Annotated in this window: 9 protein-coding genes; 7 read left to right on the top strand and 2 right to left on the bottom strand. The window is 56.5% G+C overall.

Annotated elements, in window-relative coordinates; genetic code table 11:
* Positions 1-102 precede the first annotated feature (102 nt).
* The gene (locus MSL71_RS15470; RefSeq protein ID WP_180141915.1) at positions 103-1413 is read right to left on the bottom strand and encodes a M20/M25/M40 family metallo-hydrolase; all 1311 of its coding nucleotides are present in this window, start codon (positions 1411-1413) and stop codon (positions 103-105) included.
* Between the two features lie 358 nt (positions 1414-1771).
* Between MSL71_RS15470 and MSL71_RS15465 the strand changes: the two genes are divergently transcribed.
* The 5 genes from MSL71_RS15465 to meaB all read left to right on the top strand — a co-directional run bounded on the left by MSL71_RS15465 (position 1772) and on the right by meaB (position 7882).
* Positions 1772-2320 (top strand): ferritin-like domain-containing protein, encoded by a 549-nt coding sequence (locus tag MSL71_RS15465; RefSeq protein WP_180141913.1) that lies wholly within the window; start codon positions 1772-1774, stop codon positions 2318-2320.
* A 213-nt stretch (positions 2321-2533) separates the two neighbouring features.
* Positions 2534-3355: an OmpA/MotB family protein gene (locus MSL71_RS15460; RefSeq protein ID WP_180141911.1), complete on the top strand. Its 822-nt coding sequence runs from the start codon at positions 2534-2536 to the stop codon at positions 3353-3355.
* A 765-nt stretch (positions 3356-4120) separates the two neighbouring features.
* Positions 4121-4522: a methylmalonyl-CoA epimerase gene (gene mce / locus MSL71_RS15455; protein ID WP_180141909.1), complete on the top strand. Its 402-nt coding sequence runs from the start codon at positions 4121-4123 to the stop codon at positions 4520-4522.
* Positions 4523-4640: 118 nt separating this feature from the next.
* Entirely contained in the window at positions 4641-6776 is a 2136-nt protein-coding gene (gene scpA / locus MSL71_RS15450) for a methylmalonyl-CoA mutase (protein WP_180141908.1), read from the top strand.
* A gap of 119 nt (positions 6777-6895) precedes the next feature.
* Positions 6896-7882, top strand: a complete 987-nt coding sequence (meaB, locus tag MSL71_RS15445) for a methylmalonyl Co-A mutase-associated GTPase MeaB (protein WP_180141906.1) — start codon at positions 6896-6898, stop codon at positions 7880-7882.
* A 1167-nt stretch (positions 7883-9049) separates the two neighbouring features.
* Here the strand turns inward: meaB and MSL71_RS15440 are convergent.
* Entirely contained in the window at positions 9050-9208 is a 159-nt protein-coding gene (locus tag MSL71_RS15440; protein ID WP_218951049.1) for a hypothetical protein, read from the bottom strand.
* On the opposite strand from MSL71_RS15440, the gene MSL71_RS15435 reads away from it, so the two are divergent.
* Together MSL71_RS15435 and MSL71_RS15430 are read left to right on the top strand one after the other, a co-directional pair.
* Positions 9207-11279 (top strand): type I secretion system permease/ATPase, encoded by a 2073-nt coding sequence (locus MSL71_RS15435; RefSeq protein WP_218951048.1) that lies wholly within the window; start codon positions 9207-9209, stop codon positions 11277-11279. The two genes, MSL71_RS15440 and MSL71_RS15435, sit on opposite strands and share 2 nt — an antisense overlap.
* Positions 11276-12694, top strand: coding sequence for an HlyD family type I secretion periplasmic adaptor subunit (locus MSL71_RS15430; RefSeq protein WP_180141902.1), 1419 nt, complete (start codon positions 11276-11278; stop codon positions 12692-12694). The genes MSL71_RS15435 and MSL71_RS15430 overlap by 4 nt, the downstream gene beginning before the upstream one ends.
* The last annotated feature ends 130 nt before the right edge of the window (positions 12695-12824 follow it).

The raw sequence follows: 12824 nt of genomic DNA, 5'->3' as shown, positions 1-12824 counted from the left end.
GTGAATGACATTTTATAAATGTACCACATCCGCTCACACAGGAGAACGGTTCCGTCGCGTTTATCTCAATTTAGGTGTGCCTTGTCAGGAAGCGGAGGGGGCTCAAGCCCGGCTCTTACCGACCACACCCAGCTCCCTGAGGAGGTTGAAGAGGGTTGCCGTGGCCCGGATGCCGGTTTGTTTGTCGAATGTTTCATTTTTCCCATGGGTAAGCCGCTGGGGCGACACTCGGCGTTGGGACCGGGCTCCCGGGCCTGCGACCACGGGGAAAAAACGGTCCCTGAGGGACGGGACCATGGTGTTGACGATGGTGGAGGCATCTGAGATCCCGGTGTTGTGGTCCAGGGTGATCTCAAGGGGCTGGGGCCCCATGGTCTCCACGGCTCGCTGGAATGTGGATCCCGGCCACCGGTCCCGCATGTCCATGCCCGGGGAGATGGAAAAGTCCTTGAGCTCCCGGTAAGGGATTCCCGTGAGCTGCCTGCGGACGGTGTCCAGGCTGTCAAAGGTGCGGTTGCTCAGGACCAGGGTGTGGGCCGTGGGCACAGGGGCGTGCCCTTGCTTGATCTCCGTGGGGATGACCCCGAAGCTGTCCGGGGCTCCGGCGCAGAGCAGGTCCGAGTCACTGGCGTTAAGGATGATCTCGGTGAGCATGTTCTGGTTCCGGGGTACGGAGCAGACGTGGCCCCCTTTTTGTGTGAGGACCTCGGCCCAGGCGTCCGGGGAGGCTTCGGGGTAGATGCAGACAGGGTTCCAGGCGGCAAGGCCGGAAAGGATGTGCCTCAGCTCGGCAAGGGGCCCGGTGACATCGATGACAAAGTTGCTCCGTTCCGCCGTGTAGAGGCCCAGACTGGGTGAGGCGCCTGCTGTCACCGTGTTTTCAAGGACCAGAAGCAGGGTCTCGTTTTGGCTGACGGGAAGGGTTTTCCCCAGGGCCCGGCCCATGTGGACGGCGCTTTTGTGCCCTGCGCCTTCTTCTTTAAAGGTGATGGTGAAGATGAGGTTATCAAGGCAAAGGCGCCCCTTTCCTGCGAGCTCTGCCAGGAAGAGCTGAAAGGCCACCCCTGCCTTGCAGTCCGAGACCCCGCGGCCCACGATCTCGTGGTCATCTTCATATGGCACAAAAGGAGAGAAGGGGGCGTCCCATTCGGTGTGATCTGCGTCCACGGTGTCCACATGGGCGCTTAGGTATACCAGTTTTTTTTTGAGGTCCACGCTGGCGGGCAGGGCAATGAGATTTTGCCCCTCGTCTTCTATGACGGTGTAATCCGGGAGGGCCGACACAAGGACTTTTTTGCAGTACCCCATGGCTTTTTCCACGTCCCGGGGCCGGGTAAAGACCGACGGAAGGGCCGCCAGGTTGCGAAGATGGGCGAGATAACGGCTCGCATGGGTTGAGACAAAGGCTTCCATGATCGGCACTCCTTCCGTTGTAACCCGCAATGCGTGGGATTCATGACCCTTTTTGCGGGAAGGTGTTGTGGGCTCGGGATCCTTCCAATATCACAGCGGGGGTTGACTTGGAAAGGCAAGGTTTTTATTCTTGTAGACACGAACCAGGAGAAAGGGGCGCTTCTTGTCCCTTCATCTCCGGCCCTCACCGGGCCCACGGGTTCATGCCTCACCGACCCGACCTTTGTTGTTGATTTACCCGCAGACCGTACGAAAGCGCGAGAGCATCACGGTTGATGATGTTTCCTTGACCATGCCTTGCCACATGCCCTTGCGCGTGTGCTTTTTTCCACAACCCCTAATAAAAAGGTGCAGACCCATGACACAGACTTCACGGGAAGAGAAGAAGGCAAAGGTGATTGAGGTGTTGAACAAGGCCAGGGCCATGGAACTTCACGCCATCGGCCAGTACATGAACCAGCACTACGCCCTGGACGACATGGATTTCGGGGAGTTGGCAGCCCAGATGAAACTCATCGCCATTGACGAGATGCGCCACGCCGAAATGTTTGCCGAGCGCGTCAAGGAGCTTGGTGGCGAGCCCACCACCGAGCCTGCCGATAACGTGGAGCGGGGACAGGCCGTGGATGTGATTTTTGGCTTTGACACGGAACTGGAAGATGGCGCCCTGGCCGAATACAACGCCTTTCTGGCGGTGTGTCTGGCCTGCGGAGACAGCCTGAGCGCCAAGCTCTTTGACGATGTCATCGACGAAGAGCAGGCCCACTACAACTATTTTGACAACGTGGCCGGTCACATCAAGACCCTGGGGGCCGCCTACCTGGCCCAGAAGGCGGGGACCTCGTCCGCCACCGGGCTCAATACCCAGGGCTTTGTGGCCCGCAAATCCACACCACCCCCCGCCTGATTCGAGGTTTTTTTATTCCCCGGCTTCAGGTTTGCCGAGATCCGGCGATATATGAGACAGGTACCCGGCTGCCGCAGAAAAGGCAGCCTGGTGCCGAGGCCTTTTTCAGGGCCATGGAAGACCCCGGACGCACGGATGCGCCGGGCCGGATTGCGGTGCGAAAGCACCGGGTACACCGTTGAATGACCAGGGAAGGTTATGGGACGAATGGTGATGTCAAAGATACGAGGCGCCGTGTGTGCGCTGGTCGTGTTGGGGTTCGCGTGTACGGCGGCCGGGGCCGACGGCGTCAACGGCTACGGTCCCGACGGGCTGAAACCCGATGCCGAGGCCATCGCCGTGGTGGCCAAGGCCGTTGAAGAGGTTTCGTCGCGTCTCCTCGATGCCAAGGAGCGCCTTGTGGTGCTTGCCGTTGAAGGCCGGGACACCCGCAGGGTCCACCGGGAGATTGCCCACCTGGAGGAGGTCCTCCTCAACCACAAGCGTGAGTTTTCCGATATGGTCAAGGTGATGGCCGAAGCCGGGGGCGGTGAAATACCGGTCTGGCTCAAGGGCACCATGGCCGTGGTTCTGGAAGAGGAAGGGCTGATTTCCGATCCCGATTTCTCCGTGAAGAAAAAGCGGCGCGCCCTCCACGCCGACCTTGCCTCCCAAATCAAAAAAAGCGATGTGGCCTCCTGGCTATCCCTGGACAAGACCACCTCCGAACTGGTGGTCCACCTGGATCTGCCCGTGTTTTTTTCCGCCAACGGGAGCCGGGTTTCCGGCGAGTACAGGGACACCCTTCAGCGCGTAGCCACAGTGCTGAAACCCTATCGACCCGTGGTGGTGGTGACTGGCTTCACGGATGCCGAAGGGGCCAACGCCCGGTTTGCCCTGAGTGCCGAGCGGGCCGCCAATGTGGCCCGGGAGTTCCTGGACGCAGGCATGGCCTCGGATGCCCTTTCCATCCGCACCCGCGAAGAAGAGTCAGGCATGGATCGGGTGGAGGTATCCTTCAGGATCTCGGACCCGGAAGAGGTGATTCCGGGGTAATTCTCTGGTTGTGCTGCTTCCCGTCAAATGGCTTGAAACACGTTGCCGCACACGTTTGTGCGGCTTTTTTTGTACCTGTTCACCATACCTTTGCCTTGGGCGATCCTGTTGGGAGCAACGTTTTTGCAGAGCCTATTTACAACGACGTGACCCGTCGGAGACCGTGCGGCCAGATCCACAATGGACAAGTGGCGACAACGTATCCCGTTAGGTCGAAGCTTGTGAGCCAGTCCGTACAAACCATAAGTGTTTGTGTAGGGCGAAGCCCGAGTCAAAGGCAATCAGCTTTCGGGGTGTCTCACCTCGCCGCCGGAGGCCTGTTTTTTCCACTCACTTAAACCATAGAAGGCACAACAGAATGGTTGCGCTTTTTTTTGCTGATCCCGTCGTTGCATTTCCTATCGGTGTTCTCTCTCAAATCCCCTTGACAATCAAAAAAGCCGCGTGGTACTTCTTACCAGACTGAGCGCTCGTTCAGGCCCTTGAACTTCGTTTCTTTTTATTCTTCTTGCGATATTCCTCCTGCGTCCTGTGCGTTTGCCCGAGAGCGCGATTCAACCAGAGACAATTCATACGTGGCCTTTCCTGAACCGGATATTTCACGAGGCGAGTGCACCCATACTCAAGGCATCAGAGCTGCAGATGTAGTGGTTTACCTCAATGCTTTGATAACCATCGGCAATGACCTTTCATTGAATTTATATAGTCGTTTTCTTGTGAAATATTCGGGCTAATGTGTCTTTATCATGCAGAGAGGAGACCTCCATGAAGGTGCTTCACGTGGATCACATCGGTGTGGCGGTGCACGGTATCGACGCCGGGCGACGCTTCTGGGAAGAGGTTCTTGGGCTGTCTTTCGACGGCACGGAGACCGTATCCGAGCAGAAGGTGACCACCGCTTTTTTTCCGGTTGGGGAGAGCGAAGTGGAGCTCCTGGAGGCCATGGAGCCCGACAGCCCCGTGGGACGATACCTTGCGAAAAAAGGTGAAGGGGTGCACCACATTGCCTTTCGGGTTGCAGACATCGACGAGGCCCTGGCCGAGCTTAAGGCAAAGGGGGTTCGTCTCATTGACGAGACGCCCCGCATGGGTGCCGGGGGGGCGCGCATTGCCTTTATCCATCCGAAAGAGACCCAAGGGGTGCTGGTGGAGTTGTGTGAAAGATAAAACAGGAAAATAAGGTCATAGGAAAAACAGGGAACAGGGACTACTTTGTTTGTGTCGCGTACAGGTTGATCCGATTGTGGTTTTCTTCGGCGTTTTATCATCCATAAGGAGACTCGTCATGGGCAGTGGCAAAGGGCTTGAGATGTGGCGGACGCTTGCAGAAAAGGAACTTCGGGGCAGGGCCCTTGAAGAGCTGACCCGGGCCACGCCCGAGGGGATCTCCATTAAGCCCCTTTACACGGAAGATGACCTGGAGGGCCTGGAGTGGGCCGGTGCCATGCCGGGGCTGTCTCCTTATGTCCGGGGGCCCAAGGCCACCATGTACGCCGGGCGTCCCTGGACCATTCGCCAGTACGCGGGCTTTTCCACAGCCAAGGAGTCCAACGCCTTTTACCGGCGCAATCTGGCGGCAGGGCAGAAGGGGCTTTCCGTTGCTTTTGACCTTGCCACCCACCGGGGCTACGACTCCGACCATCCCAGGGTGTCCGGGGACGTGGGCAAGGCAGGCGTGGCCGTGGATTCCGTGGAGGACATGAAGGTCCTTTTTGACGGGATTCCTCTGGACGCCATGAGTGTTTCCATGACCATGAACGGTGCGGTGCTGCCCGTACTGGCCGGGTACATCGTGGCAGCGGAAGAGCAGGGCGTGCCCCATGACAAGCTCACCGGCACCATCCAGAACGACATCTTAAAAGAGTACCTCACCCGGAATACCTACATCTATCCTCCGGCCCCTTCCATGCGCATCGTTTCGGACATCATCGGGTTTTGTTCCAGGGAGATGCCCCGGTACAACACGGTGAGCATCAGCGGGTATCACATGATGGAGGCTGGGGCCGACTCGGTACTTCAGTGCGCCTTTACCCTTGCCGACGGCCTGGAGTACGTCAAGGCCGCCCTTGACGCGGGCCTGGATGTGGATGCCTTTGCCCCGCGCCTCTCCTTTTTCTTCGGCATCGGCATGAACTTTTTCATGGAGATCGCCATGCTCCGGGCGGCCCGGTTTCTGTGGGCGGAGATCATGGCCCGGTTCAACCCCAAGGATCCCCGGTCTTCCATGCTGCGCACCCATTGTCAGACCTCCGGGTGGAGCCTTACGCGTCAGGACCCTTACACCAATATTATCCGTACCACCCTGGAGTGCATGTCCGCCGTGCTGGGCGGCACCCAGTCCCTTCACACCAACGCCTTTGACGAAGCCGTGGGGCTTCCCACGGAGCTCTCTGCACGGGTGGCGAGGAATACGCAGATCGTGGTGCAGGAGGAGAGCGGGGTGTGTGGCGTGGTGGATCCCCTGGGAGGCTCGTACTACGTGGAATCCCTGACCCGTGAGATTGTCGATAAGGTGCGCGGTGTCCTGGCCGAGGTGGAGGCTCTGGGCGGCATGGCCCGTGCCATTGAATCGGGCATGCCCAAGATGCGCATTGAAGAGGCCGCTGCCCGGCGTCAGGCGCGTATCGACCAGGGGCTGGATGTCATCGTCGGGGTTAACCGGTACCAGGTGGAGGAGGAAGAGGAGATGGAGGTGCTGGACGTACCCGCTGCCATCCGGGAGGAGCAGGTCGCCGGGCTCAAAAACCTGAAAAAAAGCCGGGATGCGGCCGAGGTGGACCGGTGCCTTGCGGCCATCACCCGCTGCGCTGAAGGGGATGGCAATCTTTTGGAGGTGGTGATCCCTGCCATGCGCGCTCGGGCCACCGTGGGGGAGGTCTCCGAAGCCATGGAGAAGGTCTTCGGACGCTTTACCGCCACCACCCGGTGCATCTCCGGTGTCTACGCCGGTGAGATGGGCGACAACGGGGCCATGGCAACCCTGCGGAACCGCACCGATGCCTTTGCCGAGCGTAACGGGCGCCGCCCGCGGATCCTTCTCACCAAGATGGGCCAGGACGGCCACGACCGGGGCATCAAAGTCATCGCCACTGCGTATGCCGATTTCGGCTTTGACGTGGACCTCTCCCCCATGTTCCAGACCCCGGAGGAGGCAGCGAAAATGGCCGTGGAAAACGATGTCCACGCCATCGGCGTCTCTTCCCTGGCTGCCGGGCACAACATCCTTGTCCCGGAGCTGATCCGTCACCTTGCCGATCATGACGCCGACGATATCGTCATTTTCGTGGGCGGCATCATCCCGCCGTCGGATTACGATCTTTTATCCACAATGGGCGTCAAAGACGTCTTCGGCCCCGGTACCCGCGTCACCGAATCCGCCAACCGGATTCTCAATGTGCTGATGGAAGAGTCACCAATGTAAAAAAGCTGCATGATGCCAAGGGCTCTATGAATGTCCTTGATACACCATATATCGACTGTGAATCTTAGCCCTTAGCCCTTAGCCCTTAGCCCCATTAACCCCTTACTACTAACTATCCCATGTCTTCTTTCTCCCACCCTCCAGATTATCTCATCCAGGGCGTTCTTGCCGGAAACCGCCGTGTCCTTGCCCGCACCATCACCCTGTTTGAAAGCCGAAATCCTGACCATCTCCGGTTGGCTGCCCAGGTTCTGCAAGGGCTGGCTCCCCATGGGGGCAACGCCCTGCGCCTGGGGATCACCGGTGTGCCGGGTGTGGGTAAATCCACCCTTATCGAGGGACTCGGGCTTCATCTTGTAGAACGGGGGCACCGGGTGGCCGTGCTGGCCGTGGATCCTTCCAGCCGCGTGAGCCAGGGGAGCATCATGGGGGACAAGACCCGCATGGAGGAGCTGTCGCGACGGACAGACGCCTTTGTGCGCCCCTCTCCTTCGGGCGGGACCCTGGGCGGTGTAGCCGCACGGACGCGGGAGGCCATGGTTGCCTGTGAGGCGGCCGGATTTGACGTTATCCTCGTGGAGACGGTGGGGGTGGGGCAGTCCGAAACAGCTGTCAAAGGCATGGTGGACTTTTTTCTCCTTCTCATGCTGACAGGGGCCGGTGACGAGCTCCAGGGAATCAAGCGGGGCATCATGGAGCTGGCCGATGTCGTGGCCATCACCAAGGCCGACGGCGAGAACCGGGAACTCGCGGAAAGGGCCCGCAAAGCGTATGAAAATGCCCTGGCCCTGTTCCGTTTTGATCGAGAAGTGCCTGTCCTCACCACCAGCGCCCTGAATGGGGAAGGGTTGGCACCTCTGTTGGACAGTCTTTTTCGATTGTATGAGGCAGACAAGGCCACCGGGGCACTTTTTAACAGGAGAAAAGCGCAGCAGGTGGACTGGTTCTGGGAGCTGGTGGAAGAGGGTCTTCTGGATCGGTTCAGGTATGCCCCAAAGGTGGCATCCCTCATGGACGAGACCTTAGCAGGAGTCGAAAAAGGTGAGGTTTTTCCCGGCCACGCAGCCCGGAAACTTCTGGATCGGTTTACCGATGAGGGAGGATAAAGAGGATGCACCGGTTTCTTTTGTTTTGGGGGTACCATGGACATGACGATGACGCAAGCATCGTGCGAAGCGCTTTATTTATTGTTGAGTTGTTGTGAACTGAATTACTGGATTTCGAGAGCATAAATAGGCAATCTCAAAAAGATGTATAAGTGAAATAATGAATACAGAATGAATTTCTATTTAGATAGGTGTTGACAATGTGATTGAAGACTGCTTATTGTAATTTTGTCAAAGAGGGCTGGGCTATAAGTAAACTTTTTTACGCTTCTGGTGAGCCCTTATCCGTCTGTTCTATAAGATTTATAGCCTCAAAAAGCTTTCAGAACATGCTGTTAGAGGGCTTCCTCAAACACTGCTCAACGCCTGTGTTAATGGGAAAACAACCTTATTCATGACCGGGTTGTGAAACCATTTTAAGTCTTTCTTTTACCATGCCTCGGGGAGGGTGGATGATATCTATCTCCTCGAGTTCTGATCTCCAGAGTGATGCCATGAAATGCCTTAATTTTGTATCCGCATCGTGTTGTGCCTCACCGTACTCTGCCATTTCCGATTTATGGCAGCCCCAGGTTTACCAAGCAAACCGATACGAATTCAAAAAAGATAATCTGCGAATGAATGGGAACGCCTGTTAATCAATCAAGTGAAGTATGCGAAATATTCCCAGAGAATTTCGACGCCGGGGATACTCATTATTCGTGCCCTTGAAACTGTGACGAAATGTGTCACACGTGTCGCGTTATTCAGTCTTTGCGCGCCATGCCAGATAGCCCGGATATCTCAGGAGTCGAGTGCACCCTTATTTAAGGTATTTGAGCCGCAGGTGTCGGTACTTACGTCGAATTTCTCGTAACCCGGAAGGTGGGTCTCTCGGTTTGTCCTCAGGGTGACAAACCCGGTCAGGAGATCCTGAACCTAAGCTATAATTTCAGTAGATCGATTTTGCCATAATAACCGAATTTTAGCGAAATATAACTAAGGTAGAATTATTTTTTTATGATTGAGTATCCGGGATAGATTTCCCACCTTGGCTTCAGTCAAAGGGGCTTCATGGGAGCTGATAATTCGATATTTCCAGGTATTCAGGGGCAGGTCGCGTGTTGATCGTGCTGTTGAGGGTTTATTTTTTTGCATGGAGTCATGTGTTGTGGATGATGCCAAGGTTCAGGTTGCCAGCGTAAGCCCGAAGCAGGATGGGGCGGCAATGGAAAAAAACGAAGGCCCGGGGGCGGTGCCCGGCTTGAACTCTTCTGCAGGGGCGGAACAGGAGATATCGTTTAGTGACGAAGCCGTCATGGCCTTTTGTATGATGCTTGCGTTCATGAAGAAACCTGTGAGTCCGGAAGCCATCAAGCACGAGTTTGCCGCTTCCGGGAGCTCGTTTGGGACCGATACCCTTGTGAGGGCCGCAAAGAGGCTCAAGTTGAAAGCAAAGGTCGTCACGGTAAAGCAGGACAGGCTTTCAAAATTCAATCCTCCGTTTATATGCCGCGACACGCAGTCGCGGTTTTTTATTTTCGGGGGTGCAAAGGACGGCGAAGCCCTGATCCACAGGCCGGGCCAACGACCGGAGACCCTCTCTGAGGAAGCGCTCTGGCAGATCTGGGACGGCACCGCAGTCCTTATCACCAGCCGCTCTCGAATCGCCGGGGGAGAGAGGCGGTTTGATCTCACCTGGTTTATCCCTTCCGTTGCCAAGTACCGCAAGATTTTCGGTGAAGTTCTCATCGCCTCTTTTTTTCTTCAGCTCTTCGGCCTGGTGATGCCTTTACTCTTTCAGGTGGTCATGGACAAGGTGCTGGTTCACCAGGCGTTCAGCACCCTCCATGTGGTACTTGCCGGGTTGGTGATCATCCATCTTTTTGAGTATATCTTAGGGGGCCTGCGCTCTTTTATTTTCAGTCATACCACCAGCAAAATCGATGTGGAGCTCGGGGCCCGGCTCTTTGACCACCTGCTCCGGCTGCCCCTGGCGTATTTCAGCACGCGCCAGGCCGGTCAGGTTGTGGCAAGGGTACGTGAGCTGGAGACCATCCGTTCCTTTTTGACTGGAAATGCCTTAACGGTGGTTCTGGATCTCATCTTCAGTGTTGTCTTCATTGCGGTGATGTTTATTTACAGTCCGCTTCTTACCTGGATTGTCATAGGGTCCATCCCTTTTTATGTCATCCTTTCTCTTTTGATCACCCCGTCGCTGAGGGCCCGTACCGAAGAGACCTTTCAGCGGGGCGCCTTGAACCAGTCCTTTCTCACCGAAGCGGTCGTGGGCATGGAGACAATCAAGTCCATGGCCGTGGAACCACAGATGAGAAATGTCTGGGAAGACAACCTCGCCGGGTATGTCGGTGCATCGGTGAGCCGCAATGTGCTGGGCATCTTCGGCAGTCAGTCGGTTCAGTTGATCAGTAAGGTGGTGGGGGCGTTGCTTCTTTTTACCGGGGCCAAGCTTGTCATCGGTGGCGAGCTGACCATCGGCGGGCTCATCGCCTTTAACATGCTCTCCGGTCAGGTAGCACAACCCATTCTTCGTCTGGCTCAACTCTGGCAGGACTTTCAGCAGTTTCGCATCTCCCTGGATCGCCTTGGGGATGTGCTGAATTCACCCCCTGAATCCAGTGTGAAACTGGATCGTCCGGGCATGCCACCCCTCACCGGCAAGATCGACCTTTTAAACGTTTCCTTTCGGTATACACCGAAGAGCCCCCTGGCTGTGGATGATCTCTCCCTTTCGGTAAGCCCGGGGCAGACCATCGGCATTGTGGGGCGCTCGGGCTCCGGCAAGTCCACCCTGACAAAGCTGGTCCAGCGCCTTTACATGCCGGAGCACGGACGGGTGTTATTGGACGGCCAGGACATTTCCCTTCTTGATCCCTCCTGGCTGCGCAGGCAGATCGGTGTGGTTCTACAAGAGAATACTCTCTTTAACAGAAGCATTCGGGAGAATATCGCCCTGGCCGACCCCGGTATGTCCATGGAGCGCGTGATCCAGGCTGCGCGCCTGGCCGGAGCCCATGAATTTATTCTGGAACTTCCCTTCGGTTACGACACCCTAGTGGAAGAAAGGGGCTCCAGCCTGTCCGGAGGACAGCGGCAGCGCATCGCCATTGCCCGGGCACTCTCCACCAATCCGCGCCTGTTGATATTCGATGAAGCAACCTCAGCCCTGGACTATGAGTCCGAAGAGATTATCCAGAACAACATGAAGCATATCGCACGGGGGCGCACCGTTCTTATTATTGCTCACCGCCTCACGGCCGTAAGGTATGCGGATCGCATCATCACCATGGAAAACGGACGGCTCATCGAATCCGGCTCCCATAGCGAACTTCTGGTTCGGGGAGGTCGCTATGCGGAGCTCTGGAAACGGCAGGAGAGTGGAGGGAAGGCAGCATGATGAGCTGGATTCGCATTTTCAGGGAAGCGGTTCGCCTGGAAAAAGAGAAAGAACAGGCCCCCAGGGAAGGATTTGAGGTGGAGTTTCTGCCTGCTGCCGTTGAAATCCTGGAGACTCCGGTCTCTCCGGCGGGGCGTGCGGTGGCCCTGAGCTTGTGTGCGCTTTTTGTCCTTGTGCTGCTTCTCTGTATTTTCGGCAGGATGAACATTGAGGCCGTTGCCCGGGGCAAATTAATTCCCCTGGGGCATATCAAAAAGGTCGAGAGCCTTGACATGGCCAAGGTGGAGTCCATCCTCGTTGAAGAGGGGCAATACGTGGAAAAGGGCCAGGAGTTGATCCGGCTGGATCCCACGGAGCGCACCAGCGACCTGGAGCAGGTGACCCAGGAATACCTCCAAGACGTCCTCATCAGCTGCCGGGCCGAAGAGGTTCTCAAAGCATTGAAGTCAGGCCTTTCGGTTCGCAGTACCGGCATAAGAGAGGCCGTGAAGCAGGTTGCCTTCTCAGGCGGGATCCTTGAGGAGGAGATTCTCCTGCATCAGGTTTTGTGCAATCGGCAGGTGGGACAGTTTACAGCCCAGGTGGACGATTACGATGAGCAGATAAAAGCCTGTCGAGCAGAAACCGTCTCAGCCCGCGCCCGTGTCAAAAAACTCGCAACCCTTCTCCCCCTGTATCTGGAAGAGGAAAAAGTGAATCGTCAACTCGAGGAGTCTCGTTTGATCGATCACATGGAGTGGCTGCGGAGTAAAGAGACGCTGGTCAACACCCGCGAGCAATTGGCTGTGGAAGAGAGCACCATCAACCGGTGCACAGCTGAAATCAGCGCCCTGGAGAAACGAAAAACCTCGTTTTGCGAATCCTTTCTTTCCGAGCGCCTCACCGAACTCACCGAAGCCCGCGCCCGTGCAGCCAGGCTTCGTCCTGCCATCGTCAAAGCCCGTGAACGGGAAAAGAATTTTATCCTCACAGCCCCGGTTGCGGGCATCGTCCAGCAACTCCAGGTCCACACGATTGGGGCCGTGGTGCAGCCCGCTGTCCCCTTGCTGACCATCGTCCCAAAGGACACGCGCCTTGAAGTGGAAGCCATGGTGGAAAACAAGGACATCGGGTTCATTGAGAACGGCCAGGCCGTAAAAGTCAAAGTGGACAGCTTTCCCTACACCAAATTCGGCATGATTGAAGGCACCGTGAGGCATATATCCATGGACGCAGAGGAGTTCGAAGACGGCCGGATTCTTTTTCCCGTGAAGGTTTCCATGGAAAATCAACATATACAGGTCGACGGTAGACCGGTGCGACTCTCGCCGGACATGAGCGTCACAGCTGAAGTGAAAACCGGCAAACGCCGGGTCATTGAGTTTTTTTTGACTCCTTTTTTAAGGGGGGTGGATGAAAGCTTGAAAGAGAGGTGACGGGGTTTAGGGAATGAGCACACGATAAGTTTTATAAAAATGCTTCCGGTGGGTCATTTTTTGAAAAAAACTCCGCAAAAACTTTCCGGTCACACCCACGATTTTCCTCGTTCCTCGGTAAAGTCGTGTA

Source organism: Desulfoluna butyratoxydans (genome assembly GCF_900699765.1).
Classification (GTDB): Bacteria; Desulfobacterota; Desulfobacteria; order Desulfobacterales; family Desulfolunaceae; genus Desulfoluna; species Desulfoluna butyratoxydans.
Note: the sequence above shows the minus strand (reverse complement) of the source record. Positions and strands in the feature narration are given on the sequence as shown.